The 20,122-nt window shown below is 61.6% G+C and carries 20 protein-coding genes; 5 read left to right on the top strand and 15 right to left on the bottom strand.

The features are described from left to right. Positions 1-124 precede the first annotated feature (124 nt). Positions 125-541 (bottom strand): cytochrome c family protein, encoded by a 417-nt coding sequence (locus MIC97_RS16545; protein WP_239800925.1) that lies wholly within the window; start codon positions 539-541, stop codon positions 125-127. 176 nt (positions 542-717) lie between these two features. Between MIC97_RS16545 and MIC97_RS16540 the strand changes: the two genes are divergently transcribed. Then, positions 718-1,290 (top strand): DoxX family protein, encoded by a 573-nt coding sequence (locus tag MIC97_RS16540; RefSeq protein ID WP_183828413.1) that lies wholly within the window; start codon positions 718-720, stop codon positions 1,288-1,290. Positions 1,291-1,479: 189 nt separating this feature from the next. On the opposite strand, the gene MIC97_RS16535 is transcribed toward MIC97_RS16540, so the two are convergent. Further along, on the bottom strand, positions 1,480-1,725 hold the full coding sequence (locus tag MIC97_RS16535) for a hypothetical protein (protein ID WP_183828410.1): 246 nt from the start codon (positions 1,723-1,725) through the stop codon (positions 1,480-1,482). A gap of 151 nt (positions 1,726-1,876) precedes the next feature. On the opposite strand from MIC97_RS16535, the gene MIC97_RS16530 reads away from it, so the two are divergent. Beyond that, positions 1,877-2,437: a threonine transporter gene (locus MIC97_RS16530; protein ID WP_239800924.1), complete on the top strand. Its 561-nt coding sequence runs from the start codon at positions 1,877-1,879 to the stop codon at positions 2,435-2,437. Between the two features lie 43 nt (positions 2,438-2,480). On the opposite strand, the gene MIC97_RS16525 is transcribed toward MIC97_RS16530, so the two are convergent. The 5 genes from MIC97_RS16525 to MIC97_RS16505 all read right to left on the bottom strand — a co-directional run bounded on the left by MIC97_RS16525 (position 2,481) and on the right by MIC97_RS16505 (position 6,951). Further along, positions 2,481-2,801, bottom strand: coding sequence for a c-type cytochrome (locus tag MIC97_RS16525; RefSeq protein WP_239800923.1), 321 nt, complete (start codon positions 2,799-2,801; stop codon positions 2,481-2,483). A 77-nt stretch (positions 2,802-2,878) separates the two neighbouring features. Continuing rightward, a complete protein-coding gene (locus MIC97_RS16520) occupies positions 2,879-3,484 on the bottom strand; it encodes a L,D-transpeptidase (RefSeq protein WP_239800922.1) in 606 nt (201 codons plus the stop codon). A 303-nt stretch (positions 3,485-3,787) separates the two neighbouring features. Further along, positions 3,788-5,344: a DHA2 family efflux MFS transporter permease subunit gene (locus tag MIC97_RS16515; RefSeq protein WP_239800921.1), complete on the bottom strand. Its 1,557-nt coding sequence runs from the start codon at positions 5,342-5,344 to the stop codon at positions 3,788-3,790. Beyond that, complete coding sequence (locus MIC97_RS16510) at positions 5,331-6,524, bottom strand: HlyD family secretion protein (RefSeq protein WP_239800920.1); 1,194 nt, start codon at positions 6,522-6,524, stop codon at positions 5,331-5,333. Before MIC97_RS16510 ends, MIC97_RS16515 begins: the two co-directional genes overlap by 14 nt. Then, on the bottom strand, positions 6,517-6,951 hold the full coding sequence (locus tag MIC97_RS16505; RefSeq protein WP_239800919.1) for a MarR family transcriptional regulator: 435 nt from the start codon (positions 6,949-6,951) through the stop codon (positions 6,517-6,519). Before MIC97_RS16505 ends, MIC97_RS16510 begins: the two co-directional genes overlap by 8 nt. Positions 6,952-7,229: 278 nt before the next feature. Between MIC97_RS16505 and MIC97_RS16500 the strand changes: the two genes are divergently transcribed. After that, positions 7,230-9,308, top strand: coding sequence for a TonB-dependent receptor (locus MIC97_RS16500; protein WP_239800918.1), 2,079 nt, complete (start codon positions 7,230-7,232; stop codon positions 9,306-9,308). A 174-nt stretch (positions 9,309-9,482) separates the two neighbouring features. On the opposite strand, the gene tsaA is transcribed toward MIC97_RS16500, so the two are convergent. From tsaA to MIC97_RS16480, 4 genes are read right to left on the bottom strand one after another with little or no spacing between them, the layout of a single operon-like run. Next, positions 9,483-9,974, bottom strand: coding sequence for a tRNA (N6-threonylcarbamoyladenosine(37)-N6)-methyltransferase TrmO (gene tsaA, locus MIC97_RS16495; RefSeq protein WP_239800917.1), 492 nt, complete (start codon positions 9,972-9,974; stop codon positions 9,483-9,485). A gap of 3 nt (positions 9,975-9,977) precedes the next feature. Continuing rightward, the gene (locus MIC97_RS16490; protein ID WP_239801176.1) at positions 9,978-10,766 is read right to left on the bottom strand and encodes an ABC transporter ATP-binding protein; all 789 of its coding nucleotides are present in this window, start codon (positions 10,764-10,766) and stop codon (positions 9,978-9,980) included. After that, positions 10,763-11,812 carry an iron ABC transporter permease gene (locus MIC97_RS16485; RefSeq protein WP_239800916.1) on the bottom strand — a complete coding sequence of 350 codons (1,050 nt, stop codon included), beginning with the start codon at positions 11,810-11,812 and terminating at the stop codon, positions 10,763-10,765. The genes MIC97_RS16490 and MIC97_RS16485 overlap by 4 nt, the downstream gene beginning before the upstream one ends. Further along, entirely contained in the window at positions 11,809-12,852 is a 1,044-nt protein-coding gene (locus MIC97_RS16480) for an iron ABC transporter substrate-binding protein (RefSeq protein WP_239800915.1), read from the bottom strand. The genes MIC97_RS16485 and MIC97_RS16480 overlap by 4 nt, the downstream gene beginning before the upstream one ends. 170 nt (positions 12,853-13,022) lie before the next feature. Here MIC97_RS16480 and MIC97_RS16475 point away from each other — a divergent pair, with 170 nt between their 5' ends. Together MIC97_RS16475 and MIC97_RS16470 are read left to right on the top strand one after the other, a co-directional pair. After that, on the top strand, positions 13,023-13,463 hold the full coding sequence (locus tag MIC97_RS16475) for a TadE/TadG family type IV pilus assembly protein (RefSeq protein WP_239800914.1): 441 nt from the start codon (positions 13,023-13,025) through the stop codon (positions 13,461-13,463). After that, entirely contained in the window at positions 13,463-15,235 is a 1,773-nt protein-coding gene (locus MIC97_RS16470; RefSeq protein ID WP_239800913.1) for a TadG family pilus assembly protein, read from the top strand. The genes MIC97_RS16475 and MIC97_RS16470 overlap by 1 nt, the downstream gene beginning before the upstream one ends. A 5-nt stretch (positions 15,236-15,240) precedes the next feature. Here the strand turns inward: MIC97_RS16470 and MIC97_RS16465 are convergent, their stop codons facing one another. The 4 genes from MIC97_RS16465 to MIC97_RS16450 all read right to left on the bottom strand — a co-directional run bounded on the left by MIC97_RS16465 (position 15,241) and on the right by MIC97_RS16450 (position 19,973). After that, positions 15,241-16,869: an alpha-D-glucose phosphate-specific phosphoglucomutase gene (locus MIC97_RS16465; RefSeq protein ID WP_239800912.1), complete on the bottom strand. Its 1,629-nt coding sequence runs from the start codon at positions 16,867-16,869 to the stop codon at positions 15,241-15,243. Between the two features lie 114 nt (positions 16,870-16,983). Next, complete coding sequence (locus tag MIC97_RS16460; protein WP_239800911.1) at positions 16,984-17,766, bottom strand: ATP-binding cassette domain-containing protein; 783 nt, start codon at positions 17,764-17,766, stop codon at positions 16,984-16,986. Beyond that, entirely contained in the window at positions 17,766-18,848 is a 1,083-nt protein-coding gene (locus tag MIC97_RS16455) for an ABC transporter permease (RefSeq protein WP_239800910.1), read from the bottom strand. The genes MIC97_RS16460 and MIC97_RS16455 overlap by 1 nt, the downstream gene beginning before the upstream one ends. Positions 18,849-18,941: 93 nt before the next feature. Further along, entirely contained in the window at positions 18,942-19,973 is a 1,032-nt protein-coding gene (locus MIC97_RS16450) for a sugar ABC transporter substrate-binding protein (RefSeq protein WP_239800909.1), read from the bottom strand. Positions 19,974-20,122 lie beyond the last annotated feature (149 nt).

Below are 20,122 nucleotides of genomic sequence, written 5' to 3'. Positions count from 1 at the left end.
GATCTTGTTCAGATCGGGACAGGTTCAAATCCTGCCACTCCGACCAGATAAAACAATCAGTTAGTTTTCCCGATTTTTCTCCCTCTCCTTAAGACCCCGCCTGAAACCATCAAGAGAGGCCGGGTCATTGGTGCGGGGAAGCTGATTTCAGATATGCAATGAGGTTCCTGATATCCTCATCGCTCCATAGCCCCAGAAACCGCATGGAATTGCCTGGAATGGTTCTTCTCGGGCTGTAGAGGAATTCGGCCAGCAGTTCCTCGGTCCACACTCGTCCTTCCTGTCCGGCACTTTTCATTGCCTGCGAATAGGACCGGAAGTCCTGGACCGAGCCAATCTCGCGGCCAACAATTGCTATGAGGTGAGGCCCCATTCGATTGCCGTCGCTGGTTATGTTGTGGCAGGGGGCGCATTTGCGAAATATCTGTTCCCCGGCAGCAATATCTGCAGGGGCGGCGGAAGCCGTCGTCAAAGTGAGGAACAGCGCGGCCCGAACCAATCCCGCTGCACAAGACAAAACGCCAGCATCGCGCCAAAACATGTGTCGGACCGCCTCAGATTTTCGGCATGTCACGATCGCGATGCCGCGGGAATTCGGCAACATTCATAGAATACAGATTGCCTGCTATCCATCGATATTGACGGCTGACACCGGCAGGATCAATCTCCGTGAGGGTTCGCATACCCCTCCCATCCTCCGCTAAGGTGCCGAAACACATGTCTGAAGTCTCCCCTAAAGACGCCGGTCTTTTCATGCCCTTTTTGGGCCCGTTCTATCGAAACTTCGCGCAGCCATATGGGTGGGCGGCATTCAGAATTGTCATCGGCGGCCTGTTGATGATCGAGGGGTGGCCGAAGATCATTGCACCCTTTGCGCAAACCGGGTTTGTCGAAGGACTTGGCCTCTATCCCGGCTGGTTCTTCTCGCCGCTGCTGGCCATCATGCAGTTTGTGGGAGGGGCCATGATCGCCGTTGGCCTTTTTACACGCCCCATCGCTCTGGCCAATGCCGTGATGCTGGTGGTCACCATCTGGTTCCACATCACCCACCCTTACGGCGACGCTTTCCTTACCGCAGAAGGAATGGAATTTCTGAAGGATAATCTTCAGTACCTTACTGCTGATGGTCAGGCACGGCTGCTCTCCGACGGTGGTGCTGCATTCCTGCATCAGGTCCAGTCCAAAGCCGAATTCAACTCGACTTTCTGGTCGGCCGGGGCCGCGCTGATAGCAGCGTTTGGCGGAGGTCGGATTTCCGTTGATCGCCTGCTGATTGGACGGGAATTCTGAACGCACTGATCCGCCGGACAGTGCGGATCGCATGCGGAAATAAAGGGATCGCCTGCACCCGTTGTTACGACGGATGCAGGCGACTCCCATAAGCCGGCAGGAAGCAGCGGCCTGATACGACAATCCTGCGGAGACCAGAGCCTCCCGGTTTCAGCCAGCCATCTGCCCCAAAGTGCTGAGGGCAGTCCATCATCGCGACAGGCGTCGCGCATTGGCCCGCACCTTCTTGCGGTAGCCTTTCACCACCTTGTCGGGCGAAGCGCCCCGCGCGATCTGGACGGAGGCCTGACCTGCCGCAGCGACCTTCTCGCTCACCATGCGGCGCGCCTCGCGCTCGCCCCGCTTGCCGCCCATGGCAAGCTTCATGGTCCGCAACCAGATCACCTGCTGGGCCTCGATGCCCAGCATCGCCATGTTGAACCACAATCTGTGCATCGCGATCTCCTTTGCGGGCGCGCCCCTCAACGCGAATGGCCGTAAGCGGTTCCATGAGGGCTGCGCCCGGCAATCCGCCTCTGTCTTGATTCTGGTCAATCCACGTTACAGAGAGCCTGCTATCAGTGGATGACCTGAGGACAGAGAACAGATGTCTTTCGTATCATTCGTCATCGCCGCCATCATGGTGTTGATCACGCCCGGCCCGACAAACACGATCCTCGCGGCATCGGGGGCAGCGATGGGCTGGCGTCGCGCCATGGTGCTTCCTGTGGCGGAGGCGGCAGGCTATCTGGTCGCCGTCACGGCCTATCTGGTTCTTGTGCAAAGCTTCGCCGATGTGGCCGCCGCGATGCCGGTCATGAAGGGAATTGCCGCGGTCTGGCTGCTGTTTTCGGCATGGAAGCTCTGGAACCAGCCTGCGGATGCCATAGCAACGGAAAAGTCCGCTGCCATGCGCCGGGTCTTCCTGACGACCCTTCTCAATCCGAAGGCGATGCTGGTGGGCGGCATACTCATCCCGGCCATGAGCCCCGGGCTCCGGTCGGGTGCGATCGCGACGTTCCTTTGCCTGTCGCTGATCGCCGGAGCGGTCTGGACAGTCTGCGGCTCGTCGCTGCCCAAAGCTGTCAGGCCGCACGCCTATCGGCTTGCTGCTGTCGTCATCGGCCTGTTTTCGCTGATGGCGGCTTCCAGCGCCATTGCCGGCTGATCCCCGGCTCGTCGGCGCTCAAGGCGCTGCTGACACCACAACCTTATCGGCTGTCGGACTGGATCGTATCCAGATAGGCAAGCAGGGCCGTCACCTGATCCGAAGTGGCCTTGAATTCCGGCATATCGGGATGCCCGCTGTAAATGCCTTCCACAAAGGCTTCTTCGAGCGCATCCAGAGGATAGCGCTTCGACAGGTCACGCATGGGCGGCGCCTGCGGATGCTTGCTCTCATCCCTGGCGCCGATGGCGTGACAGGGCGAGCAATTCATCTCCGCGATCTGGCGGCCCCTTCTGACGAGGTCTTCGGCCTGTGCAGGGACGGTGAACGCTGTGGCTAACAGAACAATGGCTAGGCGTTTCATGAGTTCGCTTGTCTATGGAAATGGTTAACGGGAGGTTCAGAAGCGAACCGCCACACCCGATCGAACAGGCATTCCTGTCAGGACTGGATTACCACCACGCGCGTGCCCGGCGTCGCGCGTTCGTAAAGATCGATGACATCGTGATTGAGCATGCGGATGCAGCCGCTGGAAACCGCCTTGCCTATGGTGCTCGGCTGGTTGGTGCCGTGGATGCGGAACATGGTGTCGCGTCCGTCGCGGTAGAGATAGAGCGCCCGCGCGCCCAGTGGATTGTTGGGTCCGCCCGGCAAGCCGCCGGCATACCGGCGGTTGCGCGGATCGCGCCGCATCATGTTGGCAGTCGGCGTCCAGCTTGGCCATTCGGCCTTTCGGCCGATCGTCGCATTGCCGCGCAATGCAAGGCCCTGGCGACCGACGCCTATACCGTAGCGGATGGCGCGGCCATTTCCGAGAACGTAATAGAGCCGGCGCTCCGGCGTGTTCACCACGATGGTGCCGGCAGCATAATCCCCGCCGAATGCCACTTCGGTGCGGCGCAGCTCCGGCTTCACTTCCGATGCAGGTATGGCCGGCAGCGGAAACCGCTCACCCGGAATGGCGCCATAATTTGCATATGGAGAGGTTGCGCAGCCTGCCATCAGCAATGGCAGCCCGATGATGAAGCCCCTGCGCGAAATCGACATGTGCCGCCCCGATTCAGTTTATGTTGCTGAATTGGTTAGGTCAGTATGGTTAACAATTTATTGTCGCGTCATGGCGGCATGCCGTAGCGATGCACGGTGACTGCCGGGGCAGCCAAGCCCGCCCACCCCGACAGCCGGCCCGGTGCGCTCCAGGCCACCGGCAGAGCCGGCAGGTTTGAACAAGCACATCTCATGCCATGAGATTTCGTGCCGAAGTGAAACGCAATCGCCCCTGTAACGGGACATTCGGCAGCCGCACCGCTTCAAAACGGGGCTGGCGCTTTCCCATTCTGAGCCACGGCGTTACTGGCCATGCGGCTTGCGCTGGGCGCGATGCAGCATCCAGGTTGGCACCAGCGCAATCAGGAACACCAGCATGACGACGAGGAAACCGTCATGAAATGCCAGCGTGTTGGCCTGAATGGCGATCATCTGGCCCAGAAACTGGATGGCCGCGGGGATCTGCTGATAATCGGGCAATCCGCCTGCTTTGGCGATACCCGACACCGTGCCCAGCAGATCCATGGTCGCCGGATTGTGACTTGTCTGCGTCGCGGTCAGTCCGTCGGCATGATAGACGGTGCGCCGTTCAAGGAACACGGCCAGCAGGTTGACGCCGAAGGCGCCGCCAAGCTGGCGGATGAAGTTGATGGCGCCGGACCCCTGCGCCACCAGCTCGCGGGGCAGCACCTTGAGCGAGCCCGCCGTCAGCGACGGGAACAGCAGGCCAAGACCGATGCGCGAGATCACCACCCACCAGGCCAGCGTCCAGAATGCGGTATCGACGCTGACCGATGCGGTCAGCCATGACGACCACGCGAAGAGAACCATGCCGACGGCGATCAGATAGCCGGCAGGCACCTTGTCCGACATGCGCCCGGCGATCGGGAACACGACCACCAGCACAAAGCCGGACGGCATCAGCAGAAGGCCGGCCTGCGTCGGTGTCAGCCCCTGTATGGTCTGAACGAACAGCGGCACGAGATAGGTGGAGCCGAACAGGCCTGCCCCCATGATGAAGGCGACCAGAGATGCAGCCGAGAACGGCACGCTGGTGAAAAGCCGCAGGTCGAGCATCGGTCTGGCGGTGGTCGTCTCCCACCAGATGAAGCCGGCGATCGCGACGGCGGCGACAGCGAACTGCAACAGAATGGGATCGGAAGACCATCCGAGGCGCTGGGCATTGGTCAGCGCATTCAGGATCGAGGCCAGAAACAGGCACAGCAACACCATTCCGCCCCAGTCGAAACCGGGCCGCGGACCGGTCTGGGTCCGCACGGGAAGGAACAGATTGGACAAAACGATGCCGATCAGGGCGAAAGGAATGCCAAGGTAGAAAACATAGCGCCAGCTGAAGGCATCGATCAGCAGGCCCCCGATCCACGGTCCGAGCGCAGGCGCCAGAACCACGCCGATGCCGAATATGCCCATGGCCGCACCGCGCTGGTTCGGCGGGAACACCTGAAACAGCAGGATCATCGCCAGAGGCTGCACAACGCCGGCGGCGGCACCCTGAATGACGCGCGCGACGGTGAGAACCGTCTCGTTCGGCGCAATGCCGCCCAGCACCGAACCGGCCATGAAGATAGCCAGCGCCCCCACCATGGTTGCGCGCTGGCCAAAGGCCCGGTCGGCCCAGTCCGTCACCAGCATGGTCGCGGTCATCGCCGCCAGAAAGCCCGTCGACAGCCACTGCGCCTGCACCTGGCTGATGCCGAAGGCGCCCATCACGTCGGGAATGGCGACGTTGACGATCGTGGTGGACAAGACCACTGCGATCGTCGCGATCATCACCGTTCCCGTGGCGAACCAGCGATAGGATGGCCCGTAGCGGTCGAACAGGCCCTCAATCGACGACATCGACGCTCACTTCCACCATCATGCCGGGCCGCAGCAGGCCCTCCTGCTGATCGATCTCGATGCGGATCGGCAAGCGCTGCGTGATCTTGGTGAAGTTGCCGCTCGGGTTGGGGCTTGGCAGCAGGGCAAACTGGCTGGTTGCCGCTTCGCCAACACGCGTGACCTTGCCGCTCACCTTCAGCTGAGGATAGGCATCGACGGTCACCGCAGCAGGCGCGCCGAGCTTCACCCTGCCGAAATCGGTTTCCTTCACATTGGCATCGATCCAGATGACGTTCGGATCGTGGTAGATGAGCAGGCGCGTGCCCGGCCCCACATATTCGCCGGCCTCGATGAATGTGCTGTCGATGACACCGTCGAACTGGGCGCGGATTTCGCGCCGCCCGAGATCGACCTCCTTCTGGCCGCGCTGGGCGACAAGGGCCGCTTTCTGGCTTTCAAGCACCGCGATCTGGCGATCGAGCACAGCGATCTGGGCTTCTTCCGAGCGGGCGACGTCCAGATTGGCCCGCGCCGTCATGATCGCGGCGGCGGCCGACTTCTCCTGCTCGGTCGCAGTGGAGAGCGTCGCCTGCGCCTCCTCCAGCGTCTGCTCGGACGTCACCTTGCTGCTGGCAAGCCTGTTGACGCGCTCGAAGCGGCTGCTGGCATTGATGAGGCTCGCCTGGCTCGCCCGGTGATTGGCTTCGGCTGCTGTGAGCTGGGCTTCACCGGCTGCCAGTTTCGCCGCAACCTGCGTGCGCACCATATCCTGCTGCGCCCGCAACTGCGCCTGCTGCGCGTTCACGCCTTCAATCTGGGCATCAAGCGCCGAAAGTTCGAGCCTTGCCGTCTCGCTGTCGATCGAGGCGAGAAGATCGCCCTTCTTCACCTGATCGCCCGCAATCACATCGATGGAGACGACACGGCCGCTCACCTCGCTGCCAACTGTCACCAGATTGGCCGCAATGCGCGAATCATTGATGGCAACATGGCTCCAGCGGTGCGCCAGCCAGGGCCAGATCACCAGCGCAGCGACGACAAGCCCGACGACAAGTACAAGCAGTTTCGCTCTTCCGCCACGCATGCTGCGCCCACTGGTCCGCCGCTTCGCGGCTTCCGGAGCGGCAGGCGCCACCTCCGGCTTCAGCCTTTCGGCCTGTTCATTTTCGTCCTTACGCAATTCCACAACCTTATCCACCGGTACCCGACTCCAAACGATCCCCAATGATTTTCAAAAGCTCGCGCGCGCGCCCCAATTCCTCGGGCGCCACGCCTTCCAGCAACTCGTTACGCAAATCCGCAGCGATCCGGCCTATCTCGGAAAGAACCGGAGCAGATCCTTCGGCCAGCTCCACCAGCTTCACACGCCGGTCGGCCTTGCAGGCGCGGCGCAGCACAAGCCCCTGACGCTCCAGATTGTCGAGAACCCGGACCAGCGTCGGCCCCTCCACGCCGATAATGTCGGCAAGCTCGCGCTGGGATACCGGCGCCGAGCGAGATAGCTGCAGCAGCACCATCCATCTCGCCTGCGTCAGGTCGAGATGCCGAAGCCGCTCATCGATGCGCTTTCGCCACTGCCGGCTCACACGAGCCAGTTCGACGGCGAACAGCTCGCCAGCGTCCATTTGAATGCATTCCTATTTAGTAGGTTGCTATCGATATAGAGGCAGTCCATTGCTTTCGCAATAGTATCTGCAAAACCTCCCCCTACGACAATCCACCGCACCTGCTGGCCCAACCATCGGCACTTGCAGTTTGAATCGATATATTTTTATGAATATAACAGTTGCAGTTTCGCGGCATGAATCGCACGCGGACCAATGGTTATATAACTGCTTTTTTGGGGGATCATAATTTGCGATATATATGGATAGGATCAGCGCTCACGGCGCTGGCTACGATCATGTCCGCTCAGAGCAGCCTGGCACAGACCGTTGAGAATGGCGCTGCCGAGGTTCAGTCCAACGAGAAAGACAAGAAACCCCGTGTGCATCAGGCCGGGGATGAGGTCTTCGTTCTGGGGCGCATCAATGTGTCGGCCGGCAATGGTGAAGGCGGCAACAGCGGGCAGACCATTTCGCAAAGCGTGGTGACACCGCAGGAAATCTACACGTCCAACCGCAACACTCTGGACGATGCCCTCAGCACGGTCCCCGGCATCAGCGTTTCCACCACGGGTGGCCGCCGCAATGAGCGCCTTCTTTACGTGCGCGGCTTCGACCGTTTTCAGGTTCCGCTTTCGATTGACGGCATCCGCGTCTATCTGCCGGCGGATAACCGCCTCGACATGGGGCGTTTCCTAACGCCTGACCTTGCCGAGATACAGGTCCAGAAGGGTTATGTGTCCGTCCTCAACGGCCCGGGCGCCATGGGCGGCGCCATCAACATGGTGACACGCAAGCCCACGCGCGAGTTCGAAGCGGAATTCCAGACTGGCATCGATGTCGGCAATACCGGCGATCTTGCGGCGGCCACCGCCTTCGCATCGGTGGGAACACGGCAGGAAAACTTCTATCTGCAGGCCAGCGCCGCAATCCGCGATTCCGACGGGTTCTTCCTGTCGCGTTCTTTCACCCCAACCCCTTACGAAAACGGGGGACGCCGCGATCTGAGCGACGTCGATGACTGGCGGCTGAATTTCAAGGCTGGCTATACGCCCAACGATACGGACGAATATGTCATCAGCTACACGCATCAGGAAGGCAGCCGCAACGCGCCTTATCACGTAACCAAACCGGATAACCGCAATTGGAAGTGGCCGCACTGGGATGTGTCGAGCCTGTCCTTCTACTCCCACACGGAGATAGGCGAAGCCTCCTATCTGCGCACGAAGGCGTACTACAACACCTTCTACAACCTTTTGTCGTCTTATGACGACAATACCTTCTCCAGCCAGAACGCGGGCTATGCGTTCGACAGCGATTATCATGACCGCTCCTACGGTTTCTCCGCCGAAGGTGGCACGGAACTTATTGAGCGTAACACGCTGAAAGCAGCACTTCATTACCGGCGCGACATCCACCGTCCGCAGCAGTTTGCCCGGCCGACACATCCGACCTCAGCCTTCCTCGAGCCACGGCTGGAACGGTCTGAGGACACGTGGTCGGCAGCGGTCGAAAACACGTTCCATGCCACCGACAAGCTCGATCTGGTTGCCGGCGTCAGCTACGACTGGAACAAGCTGCTGAAGGCGCAACGTTATTCAAATGGCATCGTGGAGTATCCGCTCGGCAGCAGCAATGCCGCCAACTGGCAGCTGGCGGCTATTTACCGGCCCACCGACCTTCTGGAACTGAACGCCAGCGTTTCGTCGCGCACCCGTTTCCCGAACCTGTTTGAACGCTACAGCTCACGCTTCGGAACCGCGGAGCCGAATCCCGACCTGAAGTCGGAACGGGCAACGCACTATCAGCTTGGGGCCACCACGACGCTTTCGGAAACGGCCCGGGCAGGCGGGGCGATCTTCTACAGCGATCTCAGCGATGTGATCCAGTCGATCCAGATCGGCACGACCTCCAACGGCGGTCAGCTCACCCAGAACCAGAACATCGGCAACGGGCACTATTACGGCATCGAACTGAGCGGCGAATGGGATATTCTCCCGGAGCTGACCATCGGCGGCAACTACACCTGGCTGAAGCGCAAGCTGGACGATCCCGTGCGTCCGGATCTGAGGCCGACCGATACGCCCGAACATACCGCGCATATCTATGCCCACTGGACGCCGTATGAGAATTTCACGGTGTCGCCTGACATCGAGCTGACCAGCTGGCGCTGGTCAGACTCTTCCTTAGCCCCGAACATCCCCTATGTGAAGACATCCGGTTTCGCGCTCGCGAACCTCAACATGCAGTACGACTTCTCCGACGGCATGTCCGTCAATTTCGGCGTCCGGAACATCTTCGACAAGAACTACGAGCTGACCGAAGGCTTTCCGGAGCCGGGCCGGAGCTTCTATCTCAAGACCCGCCTCACTTTCTGAGGCATCCTCCCCAAAGCAAAGCCGCCGGCGAGAGCATCGCCGGCGGCTCTTTCAAATCTGAGGGGGCCTTCAAAGCGTGTCGCGATCTTTCAGATTCGCTCCCTGCGCTTTAAGTTCCCGTTTTTCACGCATGTCGTCGTCCCGAAACCGGTTCCCTCTTTCGGGCGACATGCTTTAACCGACCTCAAAATCACCCGGCTGCGGCGGAGCGATGGCGGTGAAACCGGTCCGCTCCGGCTTCAGGTCGAGCAGTGGCGTGCCGTCGAGGCAATCGAGGCCGCGCACCAGAAGCGTGTTTGCCTCGCGCCCGGCCAGCGTCACGATTGAGGTGCCTATCGGATTGGGCCGCACCGGCGAGCGGATGGAGAAGGTTCCGCGAGACGTGCCATCGCTGGCGGGGCTTTGCAGCACCAGATCACGCCGCGACATGTGCAGCCAGTACAGCACTTCCAGTTCATCGAACTCTTCGATATTGGCCAGCGCCGCCACCCACGGCTCGAACACTTCCATGCGGCACAGCGGGCCGTCGCGCCGGCCCTGTCGCGGCGTCATCATGCGCGAGGTCCACGGTGTATGGATGCGGCCGATGAACACCAGTCCGGCATCGCTCGCCGGCGGCATCGCCACGGCCCGCTCGCCCTCGCGGATTTCGTTTTCCCTCACCATCCCTTACTCCTGACGGAAGCGGCCGAGCGCGGGTGCGCATATGCTTCGCCCGGCACCCTGCATGAATTCCACGGCAACCTCCACGCCATAAAGGCCGTGCAGGCTCTCCGGCGTCACCGCCTCGCTGGGCGAGCCATCAGCGACCACATGCCCCTGCTTCATCAGCACCGCCCGGTCGGCACAGGCGAAGGCATGCCCGGGATCGTGCGTCGACAGAACGATGGAAAGACCGGACCCCCGCAGTTCGTTGATGCAGTCGAGCACGCGCGCCTGATTGCCGAAGTCGAGGCTGGCGGTCGGCTCGTCCATCACGATCAGTTCCGCCTCCTGCACCAGCGCGCGCGCAATCAGGGTCATCTGCCGCTCTCCACCGCTGATCTCGTTGAAGGAGCGTTTGGCGAGATGTGCAAGGCCAAGCCGGTCCAGTGCGGCAAAAGACAATTTCCGGTCATGGGCGGAGGGCGTGGCGAAGGTGCCGATGCGGCTCGCCCGCGCCATCATCACCACGTTGAGGACGGTGAACGGAAAATAGGACGAGCCCGCCTGCGGCACATAGGCGACATGACGGGCGAATTCCGCTCTCGTATAGGCCTGCACCGGCCTGCCGCGCATCTCCAGATGGCCACCGAGCGGCGGCAGAAGGCCAAGCAGCGTGCGAAACAGCGTGGTCTTGCCGCACCCGTTGGGTCCCATCAGGCACAGCACCTCGCCTGAGTTGACGGAGATGTTGACGCCCTGCCCTATGGCCTTGCCACCATAGCCGAAGGCCAGATCCTGCGCGGACATCATCACTGCCATCCGCGCCTCCCGCTCACCAGCAGCCACAGGAAGAACGGCGCGCCGATCACCGCCGTCAGAATGCCGAGCGGCACCTCGATCCCGGCAATGGTCCTTGCCAGCGCGTCCACGCCAACCATGTAGCCGCCACCGAGCATGAGGGAGGCCGGCAGCAGGCGGCCGAAATCCGGTCCCACAAGAGAGCGGGCAATGTGCGGCATCACCAGCCCCACCCAGCCGATGATGCCGGAAACGGAAACGGCAGCCGCCGTCATCAGCGTGGCGGCCGACACCAGAATGAGGCGCAGGCGCCCGGTTTCGATGCCGAGTGCGCGCGCGTCCTCCTCGTCGAGAGTCATCAGGTTCATGCGCCAGCGCAGAAGCACCATCGGCACCAGCCCCAGCAGCATGGCCGGCAGGAGTGACGCAGCATCGGCGCGGGTGATGCTGGCGAGGCTTCCCAGCAGCCAGAAGGTGATGGCGGGCAACTGGTTGTAGGGGTCGGCAAGTACCTTGAGCAGGGAAATGCACGCCCCGACCAGCGCGCCCACTGCCACGCCGGCGAGAACGAGCACGAGCACGGGATCGCGGCCCCGCACCATCGACCCGATCGCATAGACCAGCGCGACGGCCGCCAGGCCTCCGGCAAAGGCCATGCCCTGTATGGCCAGTACCGGCAGCGACAGAAAGATGCCGCCAACCGCGCCGAGGCTTGCACCTGCGGAAACGCCCAGAATGTCGGGCGACACCAAAGGATTGCGGAACAGCCCCTGATAGACGCAACCGGCGGCCGCCAGCGAGGCTCCCACAAGCAGCCCCGCCAGCACCCGCGGCAGACGCACATTCCAGACCACCGTCTCGACAGTGGCGTCCAAACCACTCGGTGTTCCTGTCAGGCGCGACCAGACCACCCGCGCCATATCGGAAAGGGAAACGTCATATTTCCCGGCCGAAAGGGCCAGTATTACGACGACCGCCAGCAGCAAAGGCGGGAGCAGCACCGGGAAAAGAGAGCGCCCTGCCCGATTGCCGGCCTCTGGCAGCGCCCCGCTTTTGCTCATTTTATCGCGGAATCCGCCAGAAGCTGGTCAATCTGCTCTTGCGTGAGCTCGACCTGATAGAAGAGACGGTAGAATTCGCGCGTCCGCTCGCCCATGTCGAATTCCGCCTTGCCCGAATAGAGGATTTCCGTCAGCCACGTCACCGACATCAGCCGGTTGACACCAGGCGGAGAGTCGAACCAGCCGAATGGCAAGGTCGGCGCGCGGTAGACCCGGCCGTCCTTCACCGCCTTCAGGTTCGCCCATGTCGGGTCCGTCTTCACGGATTTCTGAAATTCCGGGCTGAGCGTCAAAATGACATCGGGGTTCCATCCGAGAACCTGCTCGATCGAAACGTTCGACAGGCCTCCCGATCCCGCAAGTGCCGCAACATTGTGCGCACCCACGACGTCGAGAATTTCCATGTTTATGGAGCCGGCGGAGCCGGTCTCAAGCCCGTCCGGCCCGCGCCCGTAATAGACCTTCGGGCGGTCTTCCGGAGCGATATCGGCAACCGTCTCCTTCTGCCATGCCATCGTGCGCTCGGCATAGGAAGCCAGTTCCTCACCGCGTGCTTCTACCCCCAGCAGGCCAGCCACCTCGCGCAGGGTTTCCGGCGTGCGCAGGAAGGCGCCATCAATCAGCACATAGGGAATGCCGGTCTGTTCCTGCACCCTGTCGGCCAGTGAAGCGTAGGTCGGATCGATGGTGCCGACATCGATGATGATGTCAGGCTTCATCGACAGGACCATTTCGATATTGGCCGTGTTGCCGCGTCCGGTGAGCCGGCCGGTCTCCGGCAAGTCCCGATACGGCTCGGCGAGAAACTGCTTTTCCGCATCCGATGGCGAACGCACCCAGCCCACCATTTTTTCCGGAGACACCACATAAAGCAGCACGGAAGCAGGCGGCCCCGCGGCAAGCACGCGCTCTACCCTGTCGGGTATTTCGACAGACCTTCCCGCCGCGTCCGTGAAAAGCCGTGCCGCCTGCGCAAGCGCAGGCATGAGAACCAGTTGCAGCGCGGCAAAGGCGACAAGCAGCAGACGAATTGGGAACATTGCGGGCTTCCGGAACCAGTGGCGTTTCTATGGTTATATAAGCTTGAACATATCGATCAAGCACGAACCGATGGTCCGGCTGCCGGCAATCATTGCTTAATCTTTTTCATTCTAAAGTTGTAAATATACACAATACACACTCGTAAGTTGAATTTCGATTGGAGGGTGTCGTGATTTGCGTTTTGCCGAACCGCCTCTGTGTATTCCGCCGATGTACCCGCGCTGCAGCGGCCGTCGAATTCGCCATCCTCGCGCCGATCTTCCTCCTGATGATATTGGGGATGATCGCCTACGGCATCTATTTCGGTGCCAGCCATTCAGTCCAGCAGCTGGCCGCCGATGCCGCGCGCATCGCCATGAGCGGCCTTTCGGCCTCCGAGCGCACGGCATTGGTAACGGACTTCATAAACCGCAACGGATCCGGCTATGCATTCGTCGATGCCACGAAGCTCACCATCAATGCTCATGACAGTGCCGCCGATGGCAGCCAGTTCGTTGTAGCCGTTGCCTACGACGCCTCCAATCTGCCGATATGGGGTCTCTTCCAGGGCCTAGCCATGCCGGGAAAGACGATCCGGCGGCAGTCAACGATCCGGATAGGAGGACTGTGATGCATGAACCTCCGGCTGCGGCCCCGCAATCGCCCCGGCATTTTCTCAGGAACAGGACCGGCAACTTCGCTGTGATGACTGCGCTGATCATGCCCTTTGCCGTGGTGCTGACCGCCTTCGCGGTCGATCAGGGGTCTCTCTACACCGAGCGGCGCCATGCGCAGGCGATAACCGATATCGCCGCTATCGCCGCCACCGGCAACATGAGCAAGGCGGAAGCAATGGTTGCCGCCACTTTAAGTGACAACGGCCTTGGTCAGGTTCTTGTGCGCGGCGCTGGAGACACCACGAAACCCTTGCCGGGACGGCCGGTCGCCAACGTCATTCGCGGTCGCTACACCCCCGACCCGTCGAAGCCACGCGCAAGCCGTTTCGTACCGGGACAGCAACCTTACAACGCAGTCGAGGTTTCGCTGGAAAAGCTCGGCAACCTCTACTTCGGCAGCAGCGTGATGGCTCCGCCGGTCATCGGCACATCGGCCATAGCCAGCATGAAATCCGAGGCCGCCTTTTCCGTCGGCTCGCGCCTGCTCCAACTCGACGGTGGACTGGCCAATGCCCTGCTTGGCGCCCTGCTGGGCGGCAACATCAATCTGAACGTCATGGACTACAGGGCGCTGGCGGCTGCCGACGTCAGCGTCCTGTCATTTCTGGATGCGCTGGCCATTCGCACAAACGCCACCGCACTTACCTATTCCGATCTGCTTTCCACAACAGCCACGGTGGGCCAGATTGCGGCTGCCATGGCCGATGTTCCCGGCCTCGACAGCGTCAGCCGCATCGCCCTGCAAACGCTGGGCGCACAATCGAGCGCCAGTCTGCTGGTGTCCCTGAACACGCTGATCGACCTTGGCTCCGTGGGTCAGCTCGGCATCGGCCAGCGCCCTGCCGGGCTGGATATAGCAGCCAACGTGCTTTCCATGCTGACCGCAAGCGCTGCGATCGCCAATGGCGACAATATGGTGGCCGCCAATCTTGGCGGCATGTTGCCCGGTCTTGGTGGCCTCAAACTGAAGATTGCAATCGGCGAGCCACCACAGCGCTCGCCATGGCTGGCGGTGGGCGAAGAGGGAACGGTCGTGCGAACGGCCCAGACGCGCGTCAGCCTCGTCGCCTCCGTCAGCCCCTTGTCGAGCAATCTCGGCGGCGGCATTCATCTTCTCTCGATCAACCTGCCACTGCATGTCGAGGTCGCCTATGCCGAGGCAAGGCTCAAGTCGATCGAATGCCCTACCGGCCGGCCGGAAAGCCTGCGGGTCACGATAGATACGACGCCGGGTATCGCCGAGCTCTATATCGCTGAAGCCTACGGTTCGGGGTTTGCCGACTTTACGCGCAAGATGATGTTCCGTGCCGTTGCGATTGCCGATGTCAGCCTCAACATCCTCTTCGTCATCAAGCTCGACCTTCTCAAGATCAAGGGCTTTGCCCATGCCATGATGGGCAATGATGTCGCGATCCCCCTTACCTTCACACAGTCCGACATAGCGGCAAAGAAGACGAAGACGGCGACGACCAGCAACTACACCTCATCGCTCACGTCCACCCTGATCGACGACCTCAAGCTTTCGGTTGAACCTCTGGGCCTTCCGATCGACATCGGCTGGCTGCTCGGCGTGGTCAAGCCACCAGTGCAACTGGCCCTCGGCGCCGTCACTCCGGTTCTGGATAAACTCCTCTACAATCTCCTCGGCGTGCTCGGCATCAGCCTTGGTCAGGCCGATGTGCGTGTCACCGGAGCGACTTGCGGACGCGCCCTTCTGGTGCAGTAGGGACCTCAGGTGATGACGCTCGGGCGCTCGCGGCCGGTATGGCGGCGAATGCCCGCAATCTCGTCCGCCGCTGCGATAAGATCGGCCAGCGCCGCCTGCGTGTCGATACCGTGACTGGCCGTATCGGGCTCATAGCGCTCTATATAGACGCGAAGCGTGGCACCGCTGGTTCCGGTTCCCGAAAGCCGGAACACCACCCGCGATCCGCCCTCGAACAGGATCCGGATGCCCTGCTGAACGCTCACCGAACCGTCCACCGGGTCATGATAGGCAAAGTCGTCAGCCGTTTCGATGGTGAGCCCGGACACCTGCTTTCCTGGCAAGGAGGCCAGCTTTTCCCGCAGTTCCTCCATCAGCGCATTGGCACCGGCGGCGTCCACTTCCTCATAGTCATGGCGCGAATAGTAATTGCGGCCGTATGTGGCCCAGTGTTTCGTCACGATTTCGCTGACGCTTTCGCGGCGGGCCGCGAGAATGGACAGCCACAGAAGCACAGCCCAAAGTCCGTCCTTCTCGCGGACATGGCTGGAACCTGTGCCGGCGCTCTCCTCACCGCAGATCGTCGCCATGCCGGCATCGAGCAAGTTGCCGAAGAATTTCCAGCCTGTCGGCGTCTCGTAAAGACCGACGCCCAGTTTCTGCGCCACACGATCAGCCGCGCCGCTGGTCGGCATCGAGCGCGCAATGCCCGCGAGCCCGCCCGTATAGGCGGGCGCCACCGTTGCATTGGCGGCCAGCAGGGCAAGCGAATCGGAGGGGGTGACGAAAATGCCCTTGCCGATGATCAGGTTGCGATCTCCGTCGCCGTCGGAGGCGGCGCCGAAATCGGGAGCATCGGGTCCCATCATCTCCTCGTAGAGGTGTTTGGCGTGAACCAGATTGGGATCGGGGTGATGCCCGCCGAAGTCCGGCAGGGGCCGAAAATTCCGGCATGAGTCGGGAGCGGCACCGAGACGGCGCTCGAATATCTCCGTCGCGTAAGGCCCGGTCACGGCATGCATGGCATCGAAGCGCATGCGAAAGCCGGAGGCGAACAGTTTCCGCAGCGCCTCGAAATCGAACAGGCTCTCCATGAGGTCCGCATAGTCGCGCACCGGATCGACAATCTCGACCTCCATGCCGCTGGCTTCGACCGTGCCGATGGTGTCGATGTCGATATCGCCGATTTCCGCGATCCGGTATTCGCGGATTTCCTTCGACCGCGCATAGATCGCGTCGGTTATCTTCTCGGGCGCCGGGCCGCCGTTTCCGGCATTGTACTTGATGCCGAAATCTTGCCTTGGCCCGCCGGGATTGTGGCTGGCGGACAAGATGATGCCGCCAAAGGCTTTGTATTTTCTGATCAGATGGGAGGCGGCCGGCGTCGAGAGGATGCCGCCCTGCCCGACCATCACCTTGCCGAACCCGTTGGCGGCCGCCATGGCAATGACCTTCCCGATCACCTCGCGGTTGTAGTAGCGCCCGTCGCCACCGACCACCAGCAGCCTGCCCCCGAAGCCGGAAAGCGCATCGAAGATCGACTGGATGAAATTCTCGGCATAGTTCGGCTGCTGGAACACCGGCACCTTCTTGCGCAACCCGGATGTTCCGGGTTTCTGATCGTCGAAAGGTGTGGTGGAAACGGTGCGTATCATCTGGCGGCGTGCCTTTCCGGGAAAAAGCCTCAGGTCGGGAACAACGCGCTGGCGCGCGCTTCGATCCCCGTCCCAGATACGCTTTCAGACAGCGTCCGTGAAGATGGCACTGGATCAGGCTGCGACGGCAGCCTCCGGCGGCGCCTTTGCCCCGGTCATGAAGGCCACCGCATCCGACATGGTGTAGTCCTTCGGATCGATGACGGTGAGCCGTCGGCCCAGCCGGTGAATATGGATGCGGTCGGCGACCTCGAAAACATGCGGCATGTTGTGGGAAATCAGCACGATCGGCAGGCCGCGCTTCTTCACGTCGAGGATCAGTTCCAGCACGCGCCGCGATTCCTTGACGCCGAGCGCTGCCGTCGGTTCGTCCATGATCACCACCCGGGACCCGAAGGCAGCGGCGCGCGCCACCGCCACGCCCTGACGCTGGCCGCCCGAGAGGGTTTCCACCGCCTGCCCGATATTCTGGATGGTCATCAGTCCGAGTTCGGAAAGCATGTCACGGGCGCGCTTTTCCATGGCAGGCCGGTCCAGCATGCGCAGCCATCGGCCAAGCGGCCCCGGCCGCCTGATCTCGCGGCCGAGGAACATGTTGTCGGCGATCGACAGCGCCGGCGACAAGGCAAGGTTCTGGTAGACGGTCTCGATGCCGGCCTCGCGCGCCTCCATCGGCGAGCGGAAGGAAACCGGCTTTCCCTCCAGCCTGATCTCGCCCTCATCGGGCGTCATCGCGCCGGAAAGCGCCTTGATCAGCGATGATTTTCCTGCGCCATTATCCCCGATCACCGCCAGTATCTCGCCCGGATAGAGATCGAAATCGGCTGAATCGAGGGCTGTGACGCGGCCATAGCGCTTGACCAGACCGCGTGCGGTGAGAATGGGTTCGCGCTGCATCAGCCTGCCACCTTCCTGATCCACTGGTCGACCGTTACGGCACCGATGATGAGCACGCCGATGAGCAGATAGGTCCATTGCGGATCGGTGCCGATGAGCCGCAGTGCCAGCGAGAATACGCCAACGATCAGCGCCCCGAACAGCATGCCGAGAATGGAGCCGCGCCCGCCGAACAGGGATATGCCGCCGATCACCACTGCCGTGATCGATTCGATATTGGCGAACTGCCCTGAAGTGGGCGAGACCGAGCCAAGACGCCCAATCAGCGCCCAGCCGGCCAGCGCGCAGATCAGCCCGGCAAGCGTGTAGACCGAAAGCAGCATTCGGTTGACGTTGACGCCCGAAAGCTTGGCGGCCTCGGGGTCATCGCCCACCGCATAGACATGCCGCCCCCATGCGGTGTGGTTGAGCACGTACCAGAGCACCAGCACCAGAACCACCATGGCAATCACGCCATAGGTGAAGACGGCATTGCCGATGCGGATATTGTTGCCGAACCATTGCAGCAGCGGCGCATTGGCCTCGATATCCTGAGCGCGGATCGTCTCGTTCGCGGAATAGAGAAAGTTGGCAGCCAGAATGATCTGCCAGGTGCCGAGCGTGACGATGAATGGCGGCAGCCTCAGCCGCGCCACCAGCCAGCCATTGAGGAAGCCGCAGGCAGCGCCGACAGCGAAGCCGCAAAGGATCGCAACAGGCGCCGGCAGCCCGTAGCGGAACGTGAACTGCCCCATGACCACCGAGGACAACACCATGATGGCGCCGACAGAAAGATCGATGCCTGCCGTCAGGATCACCAGCGTCTGGGCCGCCCCGATGATGCCGACGATCGCCACCTGCTGCAGAATGAGTGTCAGGGAAAACGGCGAGAAGAAGCGCCCGCCGATCACCAGAGCGAAGACGACAAGCGAAGCAATCAGGACGATCAGGGGCACCGCCGCCGGGCTGGAATGCAGGAAGTGCTGCAATTTCTCGACAGGGGTGCGGTCGTGTCCTTCAAAGCGCGCCACCGAACTGTCGCTGCCTTCCAGAGCCTTTTCGAACTCCTGCGCCCGCCCTTCGCCTGAAGCAGCTTCGTTCATAAGTGCCCTCCTCCCATCGAGCGCTTGCTCACGGAGGACGCGCAGGAAATTCCCGCGCGTCCGCAGAATAGTGTGCTCAAGCCTGCGCCGGGATCAACCCCAGCAAAGCTCAAGGCCTTTCTGGACATCGATCGACTCGACACCTTCGGCAGGCTTTGCGGTGACCAGCGCCACGCCGGTGTCGACAAAATCCTTGCCTTCGGTGGCCTGCGGCTTCTCGCCCGTGTCAGCGAATTTCTTGATGGCCTCGATGCCGAGAGAAGCCATCAGCAGAGGATATTGCTGCGAGGTCGCGCCGATCACCCCTGCCTCCACGTTCTTCACGCCCGGGCAGCCGCCATCGATGGACACGATCAGCACGTTCTTTTCCATGCCCACTGCCTTCAGCGCCTCATAGGCACCGGCAGCCGCAGGCTCGTTGATGGTGTGGACGACATTGATGGACGGGTCCTTCTGGAGAAGGTTTTCCATCGCCTTGCGGCCACCCTCTTCATTGCCGTTGGTCACATCGTGGCCGACAATACGCGGATCGTCCTCGTCACCGATGCGGTTGATGTCCTTGGTGTCGATGCCAAAGCCCTTCATGAAGCCCTGATCGCGCAGAACGTCGACGGTCGGCTGCGATGGCGTCAGATTGAGGAAGGCGATCTTTGCATCCTTCGCCTTGTCGCCGAGCGTGGCTGCGGCCCATTTGCCTACCAGTTCGCCGGCGAGCAGATTGTCGGTGGCAAAGGTCGCGTCGGCGGCATCCGCGGGTTCGAGCGGCGTATCAAGCGCGATGACGAGGATGCCGGCATCGCGGGCCTGCTTCACGGACGGAACGATGCCCGCCGTATCGGATGCGGTAATCAGAATGCCCTTGGCACCATCGGCGATGCAGCTTTCAATGGCCGCCACCTGGCTTTCGCTGTCGCCATCGATCTTGCCGGCATAGGTCTTCAGGTTGACGCCCAGTTCTTTGGCCTTGGCAACAGCGCCTTCCTTCATTTTCACGAAGAAGGGATTGGTGTCTGTCTTGGTGATCAGGCATGCGCCCACTTCCTGTGCGGAAGCCGGAGCGGCAAGCGCTGCCGCACCAAGCGCGGTCGCGCAGAACAGGGCGGCCTTCAACGCGGAGATTTTCATTGCATCCTCCCAGATGATGACGGCTCCGGACCAGTTCCGGGGCCAAGATACGAGCGCTCGCACTGCCTTCCCGGCCGCGCCCTGAGACAAAAACAAACACAGGTTCCGGCACCCTGTCAATAATTAAATCACTCTTATTTATTATTGAC

It is taken from the genome of Aquamicrobium sp. NLF2-7 (assembly GCF_022359935.1).
Taxonomy (GTDB): domain Bacteria; phylum Pseudomonadota; class Alphaproteobacteria; order Rhizobiales; family Rhizobiaceae; genus Mesorhizobium; species Mesorhizobium lusatiense.
This window is presented reverse-complemented; position numbering and strand designations above follow the sequence as displayed.

What these genes read in the sequence shown, in the direction of transcription:
- MIC97_RS16520 (WP_239800922.1), bottom strand. Translation starts at nt 3,484, where the DNA reads ATGTCGATTTCGCGCAGGGGCTTCATCATCGGGCTGCCATTGCTGATG.
- tsaA (WP_239800917.1), bottom strand. Translation starts at nt 9,974, where the DNA reads ATGGTGAGGGAAAACGAAATCCGCGAGGGCGAGCGGGCCGTGGCGATG.
- MIC97_RS16540 (WP_183828413.1), top strand. Translation starts at nt 718, where the DNA reads ATGTCTGAAGTCTCCCCTAAAGACGCCGGTCTTTTCATGCCCTTTTTG.
- MIC97_RS16530 (WP_239800924.1), top strand. Translation starts at nt 1,877, where the DNA reads ATGTCTTTCGTATCATTCGTCATCGCCGCCATCATGGTGTTGATCACG.
- MIC97_RS16470 (WP_239800913.1), top strand. Translation starts at nt 13,463, where the DNA reads ATGCATGAACCTCCGGCTGCGGCCCCGCAATCGCCCCGGCATTTTCTC.
- MIC97_RS16450 (WP_239800909.1), bottom strand. Translation starts at nt 19,973, where the DNA reads ATGAAAATCTCCGCGTTGAAGGCCGCCCTGTTCTGCGCGACCGCGCTT.
- MIC97_RS16460 (WP_239800911.1), bottom strand. Translation starts at nt 17,766, where the DNA reads ATGCAGCGCGAACCCATTCTCACCGCACGCGGTCTGGTCAAGCGCTAT.
- MIC97_RS16480 (WP_239800915.1), bottom strand. Translation starts at nt 12,852, where the DNA reads ATGTTCCCAATTCGTCTGCTGCTTGTCGCCTTTGCCGCGCTGCAACTG.
- MIC97_RS16515 (WP_239800921.1), bottom strand. Translation starts at nt 5,344, where the DNA reads ATGTCGTCGATTGAGGGCCTGTTCGACCGCTACGGGCCATCCTATCGC.
- MIC97_RS16455 (WP_239800910.1), bottom strand. Translation starts at nt 18,848, where the DNA reads ATGAACGAAGCTGCTTCAGGCGAAGGGCGGGCGCAGGAGTTCGAAAAG.
- MIC97_RS16545 (WP_239800925.1), bottom strand. Translation starts at nt 541, where the DNA reads ATGTTTTGGCGCGATGCTGGCGTTTTGTCTTGTGCAGCGGGATTGGTT.
- MIC97_RS16535 (WP_183828410.1), bottom strand. Translation starts at nt 1,725, where the DNA reads ATGCACAGATTGTGGTTCAACATGGCGATGCTGGGCATCGAGGCCCAG.
- MIC97_RS16465 (WP_239800912.1), bottom strand. Translation starts at nt 16,869, where the DNA reads ATGATACGCACCGTTTCCACCACACCTTTCGACGATCAGAAACCCGGA.
- MIC97_RS16505 (WP_239800919.1), bottom strand. Translation starts at nt 6,951, where the DNA reads ATGGACGCTGGCGAGCTGTTCGCCGTCGAACTGGCTCGTGTGAGCCGG.
- MIC97_RS16485 (WP_239800916.1), bottom strand. Translation starts at nt 11,812, where the DNA reads ATGAGCAAAAGCGGGGCGCTGCCAGAGGCCGGCAATCGGGCAGGGCGC.
- MIC97_RS16500 (WP_239800918.1), top strand. Translation starts at nt 7,230, where the DNA reads ATGTCCGCTCAGAGCAGCCTGGCACAGACCGTTGAGAATGGCGCTGCC.
- MIC97_RS16525 (WP_239800923.1), bottom strand. Translation starts at nt 2,801, where the DNA reads ATGAAACGCCTAGCCATTGTTCTGTTAGCCACAGCGTTCACCGTCCCT.